Origin of the sequence: Pseudomonas sp. FSL R10-0056 (assembly GCF_009600105.1) — a bacterium.
GTDB lineage: Bacteria > Pseudomonadota > Gammaproteobacteria > Pseudomonadales > Pseudomonadaceae > Aquipseudomonas > Aquipseudomonas bubulae.
In genome coordinates this window covers 1-19,506 of sequence record NZ_WIWL01000170.1, presented here as the reverse complement: position 1 = coordinate 19,506, position 19,506 = coordinate 1, and the positions used below count along the sequence as shown (strand labels likewise).

Below are 19,506 nucleotides of genomic sequence, written 5' to 3'. Positions count from 1 at the left end.
CATGACTATCTTGGTAATCGCAGAACACGACGGCAAGGCACTGGCTCCGGCCACGCTGAACACCGTAGCCGCTGCCGCCAAAATCGGTGGCGACATCCACGTTCTGGTTGCAGGCCAGGGCATTGGCGCTGTAGCCGAAGCAGCTGCGCAGATCGCTGGTGTGGCCAAAGTTATGGTTGCTGATAACGCGGCCTACGCCCATCAGTTGCCTGAAAACGTTGCGCCATTGGTTGCAGAGCTGGGCGCTGGCTACAGCCATATCCTGGCCGCTGCCACCTCCAACGGCAAAAACATCCTGCCGCGCGTTGCTGCGCAACTGGACGTTGATCAGATCTCCGAGATCATTTCGGTGGTTAGCGCCGACACCTTCACTCGTCCGATTTACGCCGGTAACGCCATTGCCACCGTACAGTCCACTGCGCCGGTCAAAGTGATCACCGTACGCGCCACCGGTTTCGACCCGGTTGCTGCGCAAGGTGGTTCGGCAGCGGTTGAAGCGGTTGCAGCGGTTCACGATGCAGGCACTTCGTCGTTTGTTGGCGAAGCGCTGGCCAAATCGGACCGCCCGGAACTGACCGCTGCCAAAATCGTCGTCTCGGGCGGTCGTGGCATGCAGAACGGTGACAATTTCAAGTACCTGTATGCGCTGGCCGACAAGCTGGGCGCTGGTGTGGGTGCATCCCGTGCTGCAGTTGACGCGGGTTTTGTACCCAACGACATGCAGGTCGGCCAGACCGGCAAAATCGTTGCGCCACAGCTGTACATTGCGGTCGGTATTTCCGGCGCGATCCAGCATCTGGCCGGGATGAAAGATTCCAAGGTGATCGTTGCGATCAACAAGGACGAAGAAGCGCCGATCTTCCAGGTGGCCGATTACGGCCTGGTAGCGGACTTGTTCGAAGCTGTGCCTGAGCTGGAGCAGGCGATCTAACTTCTGTAGGGGGCGGGTTCGCCCGCTCCCGCAGGAATAAAGCCATCTGCTTGCAGCACAACTTTTGCCACAATCCGTTTTGTAGTTCTATAGATGCAAGTACAAGTTCGAGTGTAGATTCCCGACGGTAATATCCCATCCTTAATTACGTTGTATCGAGGGTAAGACTATGTCGGGTAGCTTCTCCAGGAATGTAATGAATACTCTTGTGGTTGCGCTTAGTTTGGCGTTTACCGGTTCTGCACTGGCCGATACGGCAGTCAATGATCCGCTGTATATAACCGGCAACTATAAATGCACAGGGTTTGACAGTCATGACGGGGCCTTCAAGGGCGACCTGAGTGTCAAAGTGAATGAGAAATCCAGCAACTTCAGCCAGAACTTCGGCGCTTATACCTTCACGCTTGAAGTGGATCTTGGAGGCGACAAGGCCACTTATTCAGGCTACGCCGCCGCCCAGGGTCAGCAATTGGCAATGTATTTTGCCAATGACAGCCAGGAGGCCGCCACGGATCGAGGCATCGGGCTTGCGACCATTACCCGTGACCAGGACAGCAAGGGGCAATACACTACCACGCTGCACAAGTCATACTATGCGCCCGACTACAATGGCGGTGGCCATGGTACGGAAACATGCATTAAAATCCCGCAAGTTTGAAATTGAAAAAGCCCCGGAGATTATCCGGGGCTTTTTTGTACGGCCCGGCTTATCAGCTGTAGCTGTTAACTTTTACCAGGGCAGGCTCGGTTTGAGCCTTTTGCCAGGTCAGGGTCAGGGTTTGCAGCACGCGCGCCATATAGTCGCTATCGGCCGCAGCCTTCTTGCCCACGTAGCCTTGGCCACGGCGGTACATTTTGAGGTGGGCGCGCATTTGTGGACGTTCCTCCTCGAATCTGGTTTCTTCCTTGCACGACGTCACGGGATCGATACGTACATCGCCGGCTTCGCTGATCCACAGGATATGGTCGTTCAGCGTGTCTTTCTGGGCGGCGAAGAGTCGAGCCAGCTCGTTAACAGTCGGTTGGTTATTCAGGTTCATGGCTAACTCCTTGACTACTCGTTGATCTGTCTAATTGATTCGCGCAACTGCACATGCAGCGCTACGTAGTGTCCATCCAAAGCAGATCTGTCTTGAGTTCGTCATATGTAGTAGTAAAACCCGGCACTACATACAGAGCGTAAAGCGAAGGAGAGCAGCGTGAACCAGGATGCCTGAGTGACATGACGCATCAGCCACAAGCTTCTTGAGGACGTTTCGCTAGCCCCTGTCGTCTTTGACGCGGACGATCAAGCCAGGTCAGCTTCATCAATTCTGCCTTGTGGGCAGTACCTATCCCGGAACAGCCCGACAGCTCGTCGAGCATGCTTGCAACAACCCTTTCCAGCGCTTCCGGTGGGGAAGACGTCTGCATAATGCTGGGGGAAAATCGAGCCGTCAATACTTATGTAGTGATTATTTTTAGGCACTACATATGTGACTGACGGGTCGATTTTCAGCATGCCGGTCATCCCCGACAAATGCCCCAACCGTAGCCGATACCCCCGTTATTTCAGCAGTTGCCAAGGTAGGCGAGCCCCACTCAGTTGCTGTTGCGCACCCGCCCCGGGTAATTCATCACAAATTGCACATGAGCCTTTACGCCAGTGGCCAGGGTGGCATCGTCGGCGGTGAAGTAGGGGCTGTGGTTGTTCGCGACCTTGCTCATGTCCTGCCCTTCAGGCGTAGCGCCCAAAAATACGAACAAGCCCGGGACTTTTTCGGCGTAGTAGGAGAAGTCTTCGCTGGGCGACAGGGACGCCGGCAGCAACTGCACCTTGCCTGGCGCAGCCAGTTCCAGTGCCGGGACCATGGCTGCGGTCAACTGCGGGTCGTTGCTGGTGACCGGCGCATGATTGACCAGCAGCAGGCTGGCTTCGGTCTCGTAGGCACTGGCAATGCCTTGCACCAGGGGTGGCATTTTTTTCAGCAGGGTGTCGCGCACTGCCGCGCTGTTGCTGCGGATGGTGCCGGTCATTTCCACGCTTTCGGGAATGATATTGGCTGCAGAACCGGCATTGACGGTGCCAACACTGATCACGCCCATCCCCTGGGTCAGATCAGCCCGGCGGCTGACCAGGGTTTGCAGGCCGTTGATAATGCCTGCGCTGGCTACTACCGGGTCGACGCCGCTCCAGGGGGCCGAGCCATGGGTTTGCTGGCCTTTGACGATGATGCGAAAACCGTCGCTGCTATTGAGCACGGTACCGGCCTTGTGATACAGATGACCGGTGGGGTAACCCGCCATCACATGCACGCCGAATATGGCTTCGACCTTGGGGGAGTCCAGGGCGCCGTCGCGGATCATCGCCTGGGCACCCACCAGGGTTTCGGTTTCGAATTCGTCCAGGTCTGCCGCGCCTTCTTCAGCGGGCTGGAACAGGAATACCACGGTGCCGGCGACCTGATCGCGATGCTCGGCCAGCACTCTGGCTGCACCCAGCAGCATGGCGGTGTGGGTGTCATGGCCGCAGGCGTGCATCACCGGTACGGTCTTGCCCAGGCGCACTCCCGTGGCCGTGCTGGCCCAGGGCAGGCCGGTCATTTCCTTGACCGGCAGGGCGTCCATATCGGCGCGCAGGGCCATCACCGGGCCAGGCAGGCCACCCTTGAGCACGGCCACTACACCGGTCTTGCCTACTTGGGTGCGCACCTGCAAGCCCAGGCTTTTGAGTTGCTCGGCGACCAGGGCGGCGGTCTTGAATTCCTGATTGCCCATCTCCGGGTTCTGGTGGAGGGTGTGGCGCAGGGAGATTACCTGCTCATTGACCGTCGCGACGGCGGGGTCGACCCAGCTCAGGTCAGCCGCATGGCCGGTGCTGGTCAGCGTGCTCAACAGTGCGAGGTACAAAGGGGCATGGCGAAGGCGGGGCAGCATTGAAGGTCTCTTGTTTGTTGTTTTTAGGGCGTTCAGGGTAAGCCAGTTTTTCGCACAGGCGGCGCAACCGCCGGGCTAAAAGCGTTCGATTACCGCCCATTAGCCGAGTGTCCAATTGCCCTGCCATTGCCGTCGTGCTTACTCTGGCGCAGACAACACCCATAATAATGACAACACCGAGTACCTTGCCGATGGATAGCCGCCTGCTGAGTGAACGCAGTAGCGTGTTCCGACACGCCGACCCACATGCCGTGTCCGACTATGTAAACCAGCATGTTGGCCAGCACTGCATCGGCCTTTCCAGAACCACCCGGCCGCTGGCCAGCCTCAATCACCGTAAATTCGCCGAGCTTGATCTGTGCCGGATCAGTTATGGCGGCAGTGTGCGCGTGACCTCGCCCGCACTGGAAACCATCTTTCACTTGCAGGTGCTGCTCAGCGGCAATTGCCTGTGGCGCGGCCCGAACCGCGAGCAGCACCTGGTGCCGGGGGAGTTGCTGGTGATCAATCCGGATGATCCGGTCGATTTGACTTATTCTCAGGATTGCGAAAAGTTCATCCTCAAAATACCGGCCAAATTGCTCGAATCGGTGTGCGACGATCAGCGTTGGCGGCGGCCGTCAGGCGGTGTGCGCTTTATGCGCAATCACTACCGGCTCGATGAGCTGGAGGGCTTTATCGGTTTGCTGGGCATGGTGTGCCAGGAGTCCGAGGCCAGCGATCCGCTGCTGCGGGTGCAGGAGCACTACACGCAGATTGTCGGCAGCAAGCTGTTGACCCTGATGCAGACCAATATCAGCCGTGAAAACCTGGCATCAGCCAGTGCCGGTCTTGAGCGCATACTCGATTACATCGAGCGCAATCTCAAACAGGAACTCAACGGTGAAGACCTGGCAGCACAGGCCTGTATCAGCCAGCGCTCGTTGTACAGCCTGTTTGAGCGCCAGTTGGGCGTGACGCCCTTGCAGTACATTCGCCAGCGCAAACTTGCGCGGATTCATGCCTGCCTGAACGACCCGAGCTGCACGGTACGCAGCCTCACAGAGCTGGCGCTCGATTACGGTTTTATGCACTTGGGCCGTTTTTCCGAAAGCTACCGTTTGCAGTACGGCGAGCTGCCTTCAAGCACCTTCAAGCGCCGGCACTGAGCAACGGCTTTTGTGGGAGCGGGCTTGCTCGCGATGGGATCGCTGCGGTGTCAGCGGAACACCGCGCTGCCTGGATCGCGAGCAAGCCCGCTCCCACTGAAATACCCGTCTTGCCTGCACTAACCGGATAACGATCCGCAGTAAACGGATAGTGCCCCGGACATCGACTCCCTAACCTGACCCGGCCTGGATAATAACAACGGAGGCCCTGGCCATGTCCCTGGGTATCGATTACTTGAATGCCATGCTGGAAGACGACAAAGACAAGGGTATCTACCGCTGCAAGCGTGAGATGTTCACCGACCCCGACCTCTTTGAACTCGAAATGACCCATATCTTCGAGGGCAACTGGATCTACCTCGCCCACGAGAGCCAGATCCCCAACGTCAACGACTTCCTGACCACCACCATGGGCCGCCAGCCGATTTTTATCGCGCGTAACAAGGCCGGTGAACTCAACGCCTTTCTCAACGCCTGCAGCCATCGCGGCGCCATGCTGTGCCGGCACAAAACCGGCAACCGCGCCAGCTATACCTGTCCGTTTCACGGCTGGACCTTCAACAACAGCGGCAAGCTGCTCAAGGTCAAGGATCCGGGTGCCGCCGGTTACCCCGAAGGCTTCAACTGCGAAGGCTCCCATGATTTGACCAAAGTGGCCCGCTTCGAGTCCTATCGCGGCTTTCTGTTTGGCAGCCTCAACCCCGATGTGAAATCCCTGGCCGAGCATCTGGGTGAATCCGCCAAGATCATCGACATGATCGTCGACCAGTCCGCCGATGGCCTGGAGGTGCTGCGCGGTGCCAGTTCCTATATCTACGAAGGCAACTGGAAACTGACCGCCGAAAACGGCGCCGATGGCTATCACGTCAGCTCCGTGCACTGGAACTACGCGGCCACGCAAAACCAGCGCACCCTGCGTGAAGCGGGTGAAGAGATCAAAACCATGAGCGCCGGCAGCTGGGCCAAGGGCGGCGGCGGTTTCTACTCCTTCGACCATGGCCATCTGCTGCTGTGGACCCGCTGGGCCAACCCCGAAGATCGTCCGGCCTACGAGCGCCGCGACGAACTGGCCCGGGATTTCGGCCAGGCCCGTGCCGACTGGATGATCGAGAACTCGCGTAACCTGTGCCTGTACCCCAATGTCTACCTGATGGACCAGTTCAGCTCGCAAATCCGCATTGCCCGGCCCATCTCCGTGAATCAGACCGAGATCACCATCTACTGCATCGCGCCCAAAGGCGAAAGCAGTGAGGCGCGCACCAAGCGCATCCGTCAGTACGAAGATTTCTTCAACGTCAGCGGCATGGCCACTCCGGACGATCTGGAAGAGTTCCGCTCCTGCCAGACCGGTTACGGTGCAGGTCGCGGCTGGAATGACATGTCCCGCGGGGCCGAACACTGGGTCGAAGGCGCCGATGCCGCCGCCGCAGAAATCGACCTCAAGCCGCTGTTGTCCGGGGTGCGTACCGAAGACGAAGGCCTGTTTGTGCTGCAACATAAATACTGGCAGCAAACCATGCTCAAGGCGGCTGGCGGCGAGCCCGCGCTGATCCCCGTGGAGGCTGTGCAATGAACAGCCTTTACCCCATTGTGCGGGATTTTCTGTACCGCGAAGCGCGTTACCTGGACGACGGCCAGTGGGATCAGTGGCTTGAGCTGTACGCCGCCGATGCCAGTTTCTGGATGCCGTGCTGGGATGACAACGACCGCCTTACCGAAGACCCGCAAAGCGAAATCTCGCTGATCTGGTACGGCAGCCGCGGTGGCCTGGAAGATCGCGTGTTCCGCATCAAGACCGAGCGCTCCAGCGCGACCGTGCCCGACACCCGCACTTCGCACAACCTGAGCAATATCGAGATCGTCGACCAGGCCGACGGCCTGTGCCAAGTGCGTTTTAACTGGCACACCCTCAGCTTTCGCTACAAGACCACCGACAGCTACTTCGGCACCAGCTTTTACACCCTCGACATGCGCGGCCCACAGCCGCTGATCAAGGCCAAGAAAGTCGTGCTCAAGAATGACTACGTGCGTCAGGTCATCGACATCTACCACATCTGATCAAGGCTGTGATGCGTGCCTGAGAGTGCCTGTGGGTGCCCGGGCCGGGCATTGCCTGCGAGGTACATTATGAGTTTTCAAATTGCCCTCAACTTCGAAGACGGAGTTACCCGTTTTATCGAGACCAATGGCCAGGAAACCGTCGCTGACGCCGCTTACCGCCAGGGCATCAATATCCCGCTGGACTGCCGCGACGGTGCCTGCGGTACCTGCAAGTGCTTTGCCGAAGCTGGCCGCTACGAGCTGGGCGAGGACTATATCGAAGACGCCCTCAGCGCAGAGGAGGCCGGGCAGGGCTATGTGCTGACCTGCCAGATGCGCGCCGCCAGCGACTGCGTATTGCGGGTGCCTGCTTCTTCGACCTTGTGCAAGACCCAACAGGCCAGTTTTGATGCCGTTATCAGCAATGTGCAGCAGTTGTCCGAGAGCACCATCGCTCTGTCGATAAAGGGCGAGTCCCTGGGCAGCCTGGCGTTTTTGCCGGGCCAGTATGTCAACCTGCAGGTACCCGGCAGCGGGCAGAGCCGGGCCTATTCCTTCAGCACCCTGCAAAAGGATGGCGAGGTCAGCTTCCTGATCCGCAATGTCCCGGGCGGGCTGATGAGCAGCTTTTTGACAGGCATCGCCAAGGCTGGCGACAGCATGACCCTGGCGGGCCCTTTGGGCAGCTTTTACCTGCGTCAGATCCAGCGGCCCTTGTTGTTGCTGGCAGGTGGTACCGGGCTGGCGCCGTTCACCGCGATGCTGGAAAAAATCGCCGAGCAGGGCAGTGCCTACCCGGTTCATCTGATCTACGGCGTGAGCAACGACTTCGATCTGGTGGAGCTGGATCGCCTGCATGCCCTGAGTGAGCGCATCGCCAATTTCAGCTTCAGCGCCTGCGTGGCCAACCCGCAGAGCCAGCACCCGCTCAAGGGCTATGTGACCCAGCATATCGAGCCGGGCCACCTCAACCAGGGCGACGTCGATGTGTACCTGTGCGGCCCGCCGCCGATGGTGGAAGCGGTCAACCTGTATATCCGCGAGCAGGGCATTACCCCGGCCAATTTCTACTACGAGAAGTTTGCCGCTGCGGCCTGACACTTTGATTGGAGCTAGCCATGAACAACCGATTCCACAACAAGGTCGCGCTGGTTACCGGCGCCGCCCAGGGCATTGGCCGTCGCGTGTGCGAGCGTCTGCTGGGCGAGGGCGCGCAAGTGATTGCGGTGGACCGTTCCGAGCTGGTCTTTGAGCTGCAGGGCGAAGGCGTGCTGGCCCTGAGTGCCGATCTGGAGCAATACACCGATTGTGTGCGGGTGATGGCTGCAGCGGTGAATACCTTTGGCCGCCTCGATGTGCTGGTCAACAACGTGGGCGGCACCATCTGGGCCAAACCGTTCGAGCATTACCGGGCCGAGGAAATCGAGGCCGAAGTTCGTCGCTCGCTGTTCCCCACTCTGTGGTGCTGCCATGCGGCGCTGCCCTACATGCTCGAACAGGGCAGCGGGGCGATTGTGAATGTTTCTTCAATCGCCACCCGCAGCGTCAACCGCGTTCCTTACGGCGCGGCCAAGGGCGGCGTGAATGCATTGACTGCCTGCCTGGCGTTCGAGAATGCCCAGCGCGGGATTCGCGTCAACGCCACTGCCCCCGGGGGCACTGAGGCACCACCGCGGCGGATTGCGCGCAATGAGAACGAGCAAAGCCCCGAGGAGCAAGTCTGGTACCGGCAAATCGTTGACCAGACCCTCGACAGCAGCCTGATGAAACGTTACGCCAGCCTCGATGAGCAGGTCGGCGCGATCCTGTTTCTGGCCAGCGACGAAGCCTCCTATATCACCGGCGTAACCCTGCCGGTGGGTGGCGGCGACCTCGGCTGACTTCTCTGATAAAAAAGGACAACTGCCATGAGCCAAATTCTGATTGAAAGCCTGACGACCCTGATCGTCGACCTGCCCACCATCCGCCCGCATACGCTGGCCATGCACACCATGCGCAAACAGACCCTGGTGATTGTGCGCCTGCGTTGCAGCGACGGTATCGAAGGTGTCGGTGAAGCCACCACCATCGGCGGCCTGGCCTACGGTTACGAAAGCCCGGAAAGCATCAAGGCCAATATCGATGCGCATCTGGCACCGATGCTGGTGGGCAAGCCCGCGGCCAATATCAACGCCGCCATGCACAGCCTGGACAAGATTGCCAAGGGTAATACCTTTGCCAAATCGGGTATCGAAAGCGCGTTGCTCGACGCCCAGGGCAAGCGCCTGGGGCTGGCGGTCAGCGAGTTGCTGGGCGGGCGCGTGCGCGACAGTCTGGAAGTGGCCTGGACCCTGGCCAGCGGTGACACTGCCCGTGACATTGCCGAAGCCGAGCAGATGCTCGACCTGCGACGCCACCGCATCTTCAAATTGAAGATCGGTGCCAACCCGCTGGAGCAGGACCTCAAACATGTGCTGGCGATCAAAAAGGCCCTGGGTGAGCGCGCCAGTGTGCGGGTTGACGTCAACCAGTATTGGGACGAGTCCCAGGCCATTCGTGGTTGCCAGGTGCTGGGTGACCACGGTATCGACCTGATCGAACAGCCGATTTCCCGGGCTAATCGTTCAGGGCAGGTGCGTCTGAATCTGCGCAGCCCGGCGCCGATCATGGCCGACGAATCCATCGAAAGTGTCGAGGACGCCTTCAGTCTGGCGGCGGACGGTGCGGCCAGTGTCTTTGCCCTCAAGATCGCGAAAAACGGCGGGCCCCGTGCAGTGCTGCGCACTGCTCATATCGCCGAGGCCGCCGGTATCGCCCTGTATGGCGGCACCATGCTTGAAGGCTCGGTGGGTACCCTGGCCTCGGCCCATGCCTTCCTCACCCTCAAGCAACTGACCTGGGGCACCGAGCTGTTCGGGCCACTGCTGCTGACCGAAGACATCGTCACCGAGGCGCCGCAGTACCGTGATTTTGAGCTGCATATCCCGCGCACTCCAGGCCTGGGCCTGACGCTGGACGAAGAGCGCCTGGCCCGTTTTAGCCGCTGACAGTCTGAAATCCCCTGTGGCAGCGGGCTTGCTCGCGATGCAGACGACTCGGTGCATCCGCGCTGATGCTATCGCGAGCAAGCCCGCTCCCACAGCCACTTCCCCTATTTCTTCAAGGAGAGCCCCATGCTTTTCCACGTAAAAATGACCGTAAATCTGCCCCTGGACATGGACCCGACCAAAGCCGCAAAACTCAAAGCCGACGAAAAGCAACTGGCTCAACGGCTGCAGCAGGAAGGCACCTGGCGCCACCTGTGGCGCATCGCCGGGCACTACGCCAACTACAGCGTGTTCGACGTGGCCAGTGTCGAGGCCTTGCACGACACCCTGCTGCAATTACCGCTCTTTCCCTACATGGATATCGAGATTGAAGGGCTGTGCCGCCACCCGTCCTCGATCCACAGCGACGACCGCTAACGCTTTCTATCCCTTGCACAAGAACAAGATGAGGTGAGCCCCATGACCGTGAAAATTTCCCACACCGAAGTCATCCAGCGCTTCTTCAAGGAAGCCGCAGGTTTTTCCAGCGATAACGGCAACCCGCGCCTGAAAAGCATCATCCTGCGCATCTTGCAGGACAGCGCCAGAATCATCGAAGACCTGGACATCACTGAAGATGAATTCTGGAAGTCCGTGGACTATCTCAACCGCCTGGGCGGCCGCTCGGAAACCGGGCTGCTGGTGGCCGGGCTGGGCATCGAGCATTTTATCGACCTGTTGCAGGACGCCAAGGACGAGCAGGCCGGTCAGACTGGCGGCACCCCGCGTACCATCGAAGGCCCGCTGTATGTGGCCGGTGCCCCGGTGTACGAAGGGTTGGCACGGATGGACGACGGCAGCGAGGAGGGTGTTGCCACCGTGATGTTCCTCGAAGGGCAGGTGTTCGATCTTTCGGGCCAACCGCTGGCCGGTGCCACGGTTGATCTATGGCACGCCAACACCAAGGGTACCTACTCGTTCTTTGACCAGAGCCAGTCCGAGTACAATCTGCGCCGACGTATCATCACCGATGCCCAGGGCCGCTACCGTGCCCGCAGCATCGTGCCCTCGGGCTATGGCTGCGACCCGCAGGGGCCGACCCAGGAATGCCTTGACCAACTGGGCCGTCACGGCCAGCGTCCGGCCCATGTGCACTTCTTTATCTCGGCTCCCGGTCACCGTCACCTGACCACCCAGATCAACCTGTCCGGGGACAAGTACCTGTGGGACGACTTTGCCTATGCCACCCGCGACGGCCTGGTGGGTGAAGTGCAGTTTCGCGACGACGGTGCTCGTGGTGTTGCCGGGCGTTATGCCGAGTTGAGGTTCGACTTCCAGTTGCAACAGGCCGTTGCGCCTGCTGCCGAACAGCGCAGCCATCGCCCGCGGGCCTTGCAGCAGGTTTGACAGCAGGCTGCAGCGAGGCCTGAGAACCCGTGCCGGTCTGCAAGTGTTTGCCCGGCAACAGTGGTCCGACAGACTGTTGGCAAACAGGCAGCTCTGGGAACCGTGCCACAGCGCTGCCCGCCGGCGCCACTGGCTCAAAGGGCTGCGGCATGGTCTGTGCAAAGCTCCTGGAAATACCCTTCAGGAACACTGTCATGCCTGCAGCCACCTCGCGCAAACCGCACTTTTTCCCTACACGCTTCTGGCAGGCCATGGCGCTGGCGGTGGTCAGCGTCGGGCTGGGCACACTGGCCCATGCCGACGACAACGATGTGCCTTCCCTGGCCGGCAAACGCATTGCCATCAGCATGACCGGCACCAGTCACTACTTTGATGTCAAAGCCTTCGACGCCCAGGTTGCCGAAGTCAGGCGCCTGGGCGGCACACCGATCACCCTGGATGCCGGGCGCAACGATAAAAACCTGGTGACCCAACTGCAAACCGTGGTCACCCAGAAACCCGATGCGGTGATCCAGACCCTGGGCACCCTGAGCGTGATCGATCCCTGGCTCAAGCGTATCAGCAAGGCCGGCATTCCTCTGTTTACGATTGATGCGCCGTCGCAATACAGCCTCAATAACACCACATCGGACAACGTCGCCACCGGCAAGCATCTGGCCGACCAGTTGGTAGCCGACAGTGGCGCCAAGGGCAATATTCTGGTGTTCAACGGCTTTTACGGGGTGCCGGTGTGTGCGATCCGCTATGACCAGCTCAAACTGGCGCTCAAGGATCATCCCGAGCTGAAAATCATTGATCCCGAACTGCGTGATGTGATCCCCAATACCGTGCAGGACGCCTACAGTCAGGTCAGTGCACTGCTCAACAAATACCCCAAGGGCAGCGTAACCGCGATCTGGTCTGCCTGGGATATTCCGCAATTGGGCGCGAGCAAGGCGTTGGTGGATGCCGGGCGTACGGAGATCAAGACCTATGGCGTCGATGGCACGCCCGAAGTGCTGGAGTTGCTCAAACGCAGCGACTCGCCGGTCGGTGCGGTGATAGCCCAGCAACCGGCTTTGATCGGCAAAACCGCTGTGCAAAACGTGGCGCGCTATCTGGCCGGGCAACATGACCTGCCCAGGGAAACCCAGGTGCCGACCCTGCTGACCACTGCTGCGAACCTTGAGCAGGTGCAAAAGCTGCGAGGCGATCAGTGACGTCTCCCGCCCTGCATTTGCAGGGCATCACCAAGTCTTTTGGGGCCACCCGGGCGCTGGATGGCGTTGATCTGCGCGTCGAGCAAGGCTCCATTCACGGGTTGGTCGGTGAAAACGGCGCCGGTAAATCAACCCTGATCAAAGTGCTGGCAGGTATCCATCGGGCCGACAGCGGTACCCTGGCAGTGGACGGGCAGTCTTTTGCGGCGTTGAGCCCGCGGCAGATTGAGGCGCTGGGCGTGCATTTCATTCACCAGGAACGCTTGTTGCCCGCCAGTTTTACCGTAGGTGAAGCGCTGTTCTTCGGCCGCGAACTCCGGTGCGGGCCTTTTATCCGCCGGCGTGCCCAGGACCGCGAGGCCGCAAGGTTGTTGCGTGAGTATTTCGACCTGGAGTTCCCCGCCGGGGCGCTGGTCAGCGAGCTGGACAGCGCCCGGCGACAGATTCTGCAAATTACCCGGGCCTTGCTGGCCAAGCCGAAAGTCCTGGTGTTCGATGAGCCCAGCGTGTCACTGGTCAAGCGCGAGGTTGACCAGTTGCTGGCCATTATCCGCCGTCTGCGCGATCAGGGTCTGACGATTGTGTATATCTCCCATTATCTGCAAGAAATCCAAAGCCTGTGCGACCGGGTCACCGTGTTGCGCAATGGTCGTGCCGTGGCCGTGGTCGATCCACGCAGCACTTCAACCGCGCAGATTGCCCGGTTGATGGTCAATCGCGAGGTCGGCGAGATGTACCCCAAGGCCGTGGTAACGCCGGGTGAGGTGGTGCTCGAACTGAAGGGGCTCAGTGCTGGTCTGGCGTATCGCGATATCCACTTGAGCCTGCGCAAAGGTGAAGTGTTGGGGCTGACCGGGCTGGTGGGTTCTGGTGCCAAGGAACTGCTCAAGACTTTGTTTGGTCTGGTGCAGCCCGAGCAGGGCAGCGTGCATTTGCAGGGACGCCTTACGCGCCTCAAGTCGCCCCGCGATGCGGTGCGCAAAGGTATCGCGCTGGTGCCCGAAGAACGCCGCAGCCACGGGGTTGCACCACTGCTTTCGGTCATGGAAAACCTGACCCTGGCCGGGTTGTCGCGCTTTAGTCGCTGGGGGCTGTTGAGTTCTGCGGCACAGGTTCGGGAAAGCGATCGGCTGATTGCCGAACTGGGGATCAAGACCGCCGGACATGACGCCAGGGTCTCGCAGTTGAGTGGCGGCAATCAGCAAAAAGTCGCGCTGGGTAAATGGCTAGGGAAGGGCTGTGCGGTGTATCTGCTCGACGAACCCAGTGTCGGCATCGATATCGGCGCCAAGGTCGAGATCTATCGCCTGATCGGCCGCTTGGCCAAGCAAGGTGCGGCGGTGCTGGTGCTGTCTTCTGATTTACCGGAGCTGATTGGCATTAGTGACCGGATTCTGGTGATGCACCGTGGTGCGCTGGCCGGTGAATTCGATGCCCGTGAGGTCGACAGCGATCGTTTGCTGGCCTGTGCCACGGGGGCGCGGGAATTAGCCACTGTGGCCCTTGAATGCGAGCGGGAGCCTGCACATGCCTTCGTCTGAAATCCTCGTCCAACCGCTGGCCCGACGGCTTGGCTTGCTGCTTCTGAGGCGCGGCTCACTGCTGGCGCTTTTGCTGATTCTGGCGGTGTTCGCCGTGAGTGCGCCAAACTTCCTCAGCCCGGGCAATATCGCCAACGTGTTTGCCCAGTCGGCGATCCTCGGCATTCTCGCCTTCGGCCTTACCTGTGTGGTGATTGGTGGTGGTTCCAATGTGGTTTCGGGTGGCCTTGACCTGTCGCTGGCGGCCAATCTGGGCCTCTGTGCAGCGGTCTACAGCAGCCTGAACAATGCGGGGCTGAACGCCGCGCAAGCAATTGGCCTGACCTTGCTCTGCGGGCTGGCGGTGGGTGCCCTGAACGGTTTTACCGTAGTGGTGCTGCGTCTGCCGCCGCTGCTCGCCACCCTGGCGAGCATGAACCTGATTACCGGGCTGGAGCTGGTGCTGACCCAAAACAGCGTGCTGCCCACCGACTCGGCCTTGCTCGACATCCTGGCCACTGATGAATGGCTGCGGGTACCCGTACTGGCCTGGGTGTTGCTGGGGGTTGCCTTGCTGCTGGGCTTGTTGATTCAGCACAGCCCTTATGGCTTGCGCCTGTATGCGGTGGGCGAATACCCCCAGGCGGCGCGGGCGGCCGGGCTGGGCGTAGGCCGCTATGTGTTTTCCAGCTACCTGATTGCCGGGCTGTGTGCAGCGGTTGCAGCATTTTGTTCGGCGGCATTTTTCAGCGGCAGCACCACCGGTTCCGGGGACATGCTGCTGTCGGTAGTGGCCATTGCTTTTCTCGGTGTGGTGTTCTCCCGGCGGCTGGTGGCGAATATCCCCGGCACCTTGTTGGCAACGTTGCTGCTGGGTTTCTTGATTAACGGTTTCCAACTGCTGAACATCGCCAGCTTCTGGGTCAACGGTGTGCAGGGGGTGCTGATTCTATTGGTGGTGGCCATGTCCAGTGCCTTGCGCAAAGAGGAGGGTGGACAATGACTACGCTCGCTGCAACGCCGGTATCCGCGGTGCTTATATCCCGCCTGCTGCGCGGTATTCTGCCGCTCTTGATCGTTGTGATCGTGGTGTTTTTCGCTGTGGCTGCGCCGGGATTTTTGACCCTGGGCAATTTGAGCAGCCTGCTGCTGAACAACTTCGTGCTGTTGGCGATTGTCGCCATTGGCATGACCTGGGCTGTGGCGGCAGGGGGGATCGACCTGTCGGTGGGCACCGCGGTGGATTTCGCCAGCCTGGCCTTTGTCGTGCTGTTAAATGGCGGTCATGGCCTGCCCGTTGCCATCCCCGGCGCCCTGCTGGCCGGGGCGCTGGTGGGTGGTTTTAATGCGGGGCTGATCGCGGGTCTTGGCATCACGCCATTTCTGGCGACACTGGGCACCTTGTTTATCGGCACCAGTATTCAGCAGTTGCTGTCCGAGGGTGGGCAGCCGATCTATATCGCGCAGAACCTGTTGCCGGGGCTTAGCGCGATGTCATGGTTGGGTGTGCCCTTGCCTTTGTGGCTGGTGCTGGGTGTGGCGACGGTATACGGGGTGATTCTGGCCCGAGGGCGGTTGGGGCGAGAAATTCTCGCGGTTGGCACTCAGGTGCAACTGGCGCGATATTCGGGCCTGTCGATCCGCCAGATCAGCCTCAAGGTGTTTATTGCCAGCGCGCTGGCCTGTGCCGTGGCCGGGATTGTGCTCAGTTCCACGGTCAATGCTTATGTACCGATGTCGGGCAATGCGTTTTTGATCAATGCCATCGGTGCAGTGTTTATGGGCACTACCTTGAGTCGCAACGGACGCGCCAACATCCCCGGCACGTTGCTGGGGGTGTTGTTTATCAATGTGATTGCCAATGGGTTGCTGTTGATCGGCTGGAATTTCTATTGGCAGCAGGTGGCGACCGGGGCGCTGATTTTGCTGGTGCTGGCGTTCAGTTTTGGCAGTCGGCGATTGCAGGCGCAGCAGTAAGCCTGAAGGGGCTGGTTTGCCTGCGGTGGCAGCACTGTGCTGGTGCGAATGCCCCGCGCTGTCTGCATCGCGAGGCCCGCGGCCACACCGCTGTCTAGCCTGCTTTGAGGCTATTGCCGATCTGCCAAACATACAGCGGCGCAGTACCGTTAACCGCCCAGTCCCCGACAATCCGCGCCTTGTAGATCCACGGGTTGTGGGAGGCCGCAGTGCGAGCATTGCGCCAATGGCGATCCAGCGCCTTGCTGACGCTGACCCCGGAGGCTCCCAGCGCATTGAACAGATCGCTGGTGGCCCGCAGAATCAATTCCGACACCACTACCTGGGCTTTGGAAGTCTCGATTTCGGCGTCGATATTGGCCAGGCGCTCGGCCTCAATGTCCTCGGCCAGGCGTGCGACATAGGCCCTCTGCAGCGGTTCGGCCGAGCGTAGGGTCAGCGCCTCGGCTGCGTAGACCTGAGCCGATATCTGCCCGACCACTTGCAGGATTTGCGCATCGCCACTGGCGGTCTCGGCATTGCCGTGGCTGAACACCCGCTTGCGTTCACGCACTTCTTGCGCAATATCGCGCTCCACCGCACGACCAATACCCGCGAGTACGGCCAGCAGCACCAGTTGGTAAAAAGCGGTCTGGTATTTGAAACGTGTTTCGAAGGGGATTACGTGTTCGGCGCTCAGCGGCACGTCGACATACACCGAGGTGCCGCTGCCCGTGGTGCGCTGGCCAAAGCCGTCCCAGTCATCGCTCTGGGTGACGCCGGGGTGATGGGCATGCACCAGGGCAATCACATCGGCGCCGTTGTCCGAACGTTGGGCATAGACATCTATCCAGTCGGCAAAGAGGCTGCCGGTACTGTAGTACTTGGCGCCGTTGAGGAGGTACTTGTCGCCGTGGGGGGTGATCCTGGTGAGGATTTCCCCCAGTTTTACCGCGCCCACTTCAGTCCAGCCATTGCCCACCAGCTCGCCCGCCACAAAACGTGCGAACCATGCCCCGCGTTCCGGGCTTGGCGAAGCGTTGAGACGGTCTTCGACAAAGGCAAAATGGCCGCGCAGGGCTTGCGGGATATTGGAGTCGGCCTCGGCCAGCTCGATCAGTAACTGGAACAATTGGCCGATGGACGCTCCGGAGCCGCCGTATTCAATCGGCACCCGCACTGCGCCAAAACCTGCCTGCTTGAGCCAGCGGATAGGTTCATGGGGCAACTCGCGGGCCTGTTCGCGTTCAAGCGTGCCGGCGGCGATTTTGCGAAACAGCGGGCGAAAACGATTGGCCAGGGTCTCGTAGTCGGTGCCCACGGACAGAGGTGATGCGGTCATGGCAGTTCTCCTGAAATGGAAGGTTCCTGTCGTGGGGGGTTGCAGGGTTTGTGCCGCAGGCGACGAGCCCGCAAAACCGGGAGTCAGGCCTTGGCAACTGACTGCTGAGCAACAGTTAACAATCAGGTTGTACGCAAATCGCACAGCAATGAGCACCAAGAATCCTTGCGCGGGCAAGCAGGCTCGTACTCGCAAGGCAGGGGCATGTCCGGCACGGCCTGTGCAATAGCGCTTTCAAAAGCCTTGCCGTGGAGTAATTGGATGTCCCGTGAAATCCGTCTCAATGCCTTCGATATGAACTGTGTCGGTCATCAATCCCCGGGCTTGTGGGCCCACCCCCGTGATCGCTCGTGGCAGTACAAGGACCTTGAATACTGGACAGACCTGGCCAGGATCCTTGAGCGTGGCAAGTTCGACGGACTGTTTATCGCCGATGTGCTGGGAATCTATGACGTGTATCGCGGCAATGGCGATGCGGCGATCCGCCAGGGCGTGCAGGTGCCGGTCAATGACCCGCTGCAACTGATCCCGCCGATGGCGCTGGTGACCGAGCACCTGGGGTTTGGCCTGACCGCCTCATTGTCGTTTGAGCATCCGTATCCGTTCGCTCGTCGGCTGTCGACCCTTGACCATCTGACCAAAGGCCGTGCAGGGTGGAATATTGTCACTTCGTATCTGGAAAGCGGCGCCAGGAACATCGGGCAGCAAGCGCTGACCGAGCACGATGCGCGCTATGACTATGCCCAGGAATATCTGGAAGTTTGCTACAAGCTCTGGGAAGGCAGCTGGGAAGAGGGCGCCATCCTGCGCGACCGCGAGCGACGGGTGTTCAGCGACCCGGGCAAAATTCATGAAATCCACCACTACGGCAAACATTTCCAGGTGCCGGGCATTCACCTCTGTGAACCCTCGCCGCAGCGCACTCCGGTGCTCTATCAGGCAGGGGCGTCCGGCCGGGGCAAGCAGTTTGCCGCCGAGCAGGCCGAGTGCGTATTTGTCGCGGCGCCGTCCAAGGTGCTGTTGAAAAAAACCGTCGCCGATATCCGCCGCCGTGCGGCCGAAGCCGGGCGAGACCCTGCCAAAATCCTGATTTTCAATCTGCAGACAGTGATCCTCGGCGAGACCGATGCCCTGGCCAAGGCCAAGTTCGAAGAATACAAAAGCTACGTCAGCTACGAAGGCGCAATGGCCCTGATCAGCGGCTGGACCGGCATTGATTTCAGTCAGTTCAAGCCTGACGAGCCGCTCAAACATGTGCACACCAATGCCATTCAGTCGGCGGTCGAGACCTTTTCCACGGCGGACCCCAACACTGTCTGGACCCCCAATGCCCTGGCCGACTGGGTGGGCATCGGCGGCTTTGGCCCGCTGTTTGTCGGCAGCCCGGAAACCGTGGCTGACCTGCTCGAAGAATGGGTGGCCGAGACCGATGTGGACGGTTTCAACTTGGCTTACGCCATCACCCACGAGACCTTTATCGATGCCGTCGAGCTGTTGGTGCCGGAACTGCAAAAGCGCGGCGTGTACAAGAAGGACTACGCGCCGGGCACCCTGCGCGAGAAGCTGTTTGGCGAAGGTCCGCGTCTGGCACACGGGCATCCGGGGGCGGGCTACCGCAACCTGGGCGAACTCAACCGCAGCCGCGCAACAGAGCCTGCTTGAAACCAGGGGCTGGACACAGGCAGGGTCAGTGACTGACTCTGCGTTCAGCGCTCAATAAATCCAGGAACGAGTGAATGACCTCAAGTGATGTGCCAAGCGGACAGGCAACCCCTGCCATCCGCACGGCCGATATTCTGATTGTTGGCGGTGGCCTGAGCGGTACGTTGCTGGCCATGCAACTGCTGCGCTTGCCGGGTGCCCGGCATATCGTGGTGCTGGAACCCCGGGCCGAACTGGGCCGGGGCGAGGCCTACAGCGCCACCGAGCTGGGCCATACCCTTAACGGCAATGCCGCGCGCATGAGCGTCGAACCGGATGATGCCGACGACCTGACCCGCTGGCTGCAGGCTCATATCGCCGGGGGTGGCTGGCCCGAGTCC

General features: G+C 60.2%; 19 protein-coding genes. 16 read left to right on the top strand and 3 right to left on the bottom strand.

The genetic code is table 11. The features are described from left to right. Window position 1: 1 nt before the first annotated feature. Window positions 2–931: an electron transfer flavoprotein subunit alpha/FixB family protein gene (locus GHO42_RS09815; protein ID WP_153326675.1), complete on the top strand. Its 930-nt coding sequence runs from the start codon at window positions 2–4 to the stop codon at window positions 929–931. A 196-nt stretch (window positions 932–1,127) separates the two neighbouring features. Further along, entirely contained in the window at window positions 1,128–1,589 is a 462-nt protein-coding gene (locus tag GHO42_RS09810; protein ID WP_153326673.1) for a hypothetical protein, read from the top strand. A 52-nt stretch (window positions 1,590–1,641) separates the two neighbouring features. On the opposite strand, the gene GHO42_RS09805 is transcribed toward GHO42_RS09810, so the two are convergent. Together GHO42_RS09805 and GHO42_RS09800 are read right to left on the bottom strand one after the other, a co-directional pair. Beyond that, window positions 1,642–1,971, bottom strand: a complete 330-nt coding sequence (locus GHO42_RS09805; RefSeq protein ID WP_094999986.1) for a hypothetical protein — start codon at window positions 1,969–1,971, stop codon at window positions 1,642–1,644. 541 nt (window positions 1,972–2,512) lie between these two features. Continuing rightward, window positions 2,513–3,847: an amidohydrolase gene (locus GHO42_RS09800; protein ID WP_153326671.1), complete on the bottom strand. Its 1,335-nt coding sequence runs from the start codon at window positions 3,845–3,847 to the stop codon at window positions 2,513–2,515. A 191-nt stretch (window positions 3,848–4,038) separates the two neighbouring features. On the opposite strand from GHO42_RS09800, the gene GHO42_RS09795 reads away from it, so the two are divergent. The 12 genes from GHO42_RS09795 to GHO42_RS09740 all read left to right on the top strand — a co-directional run bounded on the left by GHO42_RS09795 (window position 4,039) and on the right by GHO42_RS09740 (window position 16,143). Continuing rightward, window positions 4,039–4,995 carry an AraC family transcriptional regulator gene (locus tag GHO42_RS09795; protein WP_095023288.1) on the top strand — a complete coding sequence of 319 codons (957 nt, stop codon included), beginning with the start codon at window positions 4,039–4,041 and terminating at the stop codon, window positions 4,993–4,995. A gap of 214 nt (window positions 4,996–5,209) precedes the next feature. Further along, window positions 5,210–6,568: a benzoate 1,2-dioxygenase large subunit gene (gene benA, locus GHO42_RS09790; protein ID WP_094999989.1), complete on the top strand. Its 1,359-nt coding sequence runs from the start codon at window positions 5,210–5,212 to the stop codon at window positions 6,566–6,568. Further along, a complete protein-coding gene (benB, locus tag GHO42_RS09785; RefSeq protein ID WP_094999990.1) occupies window positions 6,565–7,053 on the top strand; it encodes a benzoate 1,2-dioxygenase small subunit in 489 nt (162 codons plus the stop codon). The genes benA and benB overlap by 4 nt, the downstream gene beginning before the upstream one ends. A gap of 69 nt (window positions 7,054–7,122) precedes the next feature. Beyond that, a complete protein-coding gene (gene benC / locus GHO42_RS09780) occupies window positions 7,123–8,133 on the top strand; it encodes a benzoate 1,2-dioxygenase electron transfer component BenC (protein WP_094999991.1) in 1,011 nt (336 codons plus the stop codon). 20 nt (window positions 8,134–8,153) lie between these two features. Beyond that, window positions 8,154–8,915 carry a 1,6-dihydroxycyclohexa-2,4-diene-1-carboxylate dehydrogenase gene (locus GHO42_RS09775; RefSeq protein ID WP_153326669.1) on the top strand — a complete coding sequence of 254 codons (762 nt, stop codon included), beginning with the start codon at window positions 8,154–8,156 and terminating at the stop codon, window positions 8,913–8,915. A 27-nt stretch (window positions 8,916–8,942) separates the two neighbouring features. Further along, window positions 8,943–10,061 (top strand): muconate cycloisomerase family protein, encoded by a 1,119-nt coding sequence (locus GHO42_RS09770; RefSeq protein WP_094999993.1) that lies wholly within the window; start codon window positions 8,943–8,945, stop codon window positions 10,059–10,061. A 126-nt stretch (window positions 10,062–10,187) separates the two neighbouring features. Next, complete coding sequence (catC, locus tag GHO42_RS09765) at window positions 10,188–10,478, top strand: muconolactone Delta-isomerase (RefSeq protein ID WP_095021161.1); 291 nt, start codon at window positions 10,188–10,190, stop codon at window positions 10,476–10,478. Window positions 10,479–10,520: 42 nt separating this feature from the next. Continuing rightward, window positions 10,521–11,447 (top strand): catechol 1,2-dioxygenase, encoded by a 927-nt coding sequence (catA, locus tag GHO42_RS09760; protein ID WP_153326667.1) that lies wholly within the window; start codon window positions 10,521–10,523, stop codon window positions 11,445–11,447. 251 nt (window positions 11,448–11,698) lie between these two features. Beyond that, the gene (locus tag GHO42_RS09755) at window positions 11,699–12,646 is read left to right on the top strand and encodes a sugar ABC transporter substrate-binding protein (RefSeq protein ID WP_238705493.1); all 948 of its coding nucleotides are present in this window, start codon (window positions 11,699–11,701) and stop codon (window positions 12,644–12,646) included. Next, window positions 12,643–14,187 carry a sugar ABC transporter ATP-binding protein gene (locus GHO42_RS09750; RefSeq protein ID WP_095026156.1) on the top strand — a complete coding sequence of 515 codons (1,545 nt, stop codon included), beginning with the start codon at window positions 12,643–12,645 and terminating at the stop codon, window positions 14,185–14,187. The genes GHO42_RS09755 and GHO42_RS09750 overlap by 4 nt, the downstream gene beginning before the upstream one ends. Continuing rightward, entirely contained in the window at window positions 14,174–15,169 is a 996-nt protein-coding gene (locus GHO42_RS09745) for an ABC transporter permease (RefSeq protein ID WP_153326665.1), read from the top strand. Before GHO42_RS09750 ends, GHO42_RS09745 begins: the two co-directional genes overlap by 14 nt. Next, window positions 15,166–16,143: an ABC transporter permease gene (locus GHO42_RS09740; RefSeq protein WP_094999999.1), complete on the top strand. Its 978-nt coding sequence runs from the start codon at window positions 15,166–15,168 to the stop codon at window positions 16,141–16,143. Before GHO42_RS09745 ends, GHO42_RS09740 begins: the two co-directional genes overlap by 4 nt. 94 nt (window positions 16,144–16,237) lie before the next feature. On the opposite strand, the gene GHO42_RS09735 is transcribed toward GHO42_RS09740, so the two are convergent. Next, on the bottom strand, window positions 16,238–17,464 hold the full coding sequence (locus GHO42_RS09735) for an acyl-CoA dehydrogenase family protein (RefSeq protein WP_095018437.1): 1,227 nt from the start codon (window positions 17,462–17,464) through the stop codon (window positions 16,238–16,240). 261 nt (window positions 17,465–17,725) lie between these two features. Here GHO42_RS09735 and GHO42_RS09730 point away from each other — a divergent pair, with 261 nt between their 5' ends. Continuing rightward, the gene (locus GHO42_RS09730; RefSeq protein ID WP_095018438.1) at window positions 17,726–19,126 is read left to right on the top strand and encodes an LLM class flavin-dependent oxidoreductase; all 1,401 of its coding nucleotides are present in this window, start codon (window positions 17,726–17,728) and stop codon (window positions 19,124–19,126) included. A gap of 74 nt (window positions 19,127–19,200) precedes the next feature. After that, window positions 19,201–19,506, top strand: a 306-nt coding sequence (locus GHO42_RS09725; protein ID WP_153384150.1) for an FAD/NAD(P)-binding protein, incomplete at its 3' end; no start/stop codon positions are given.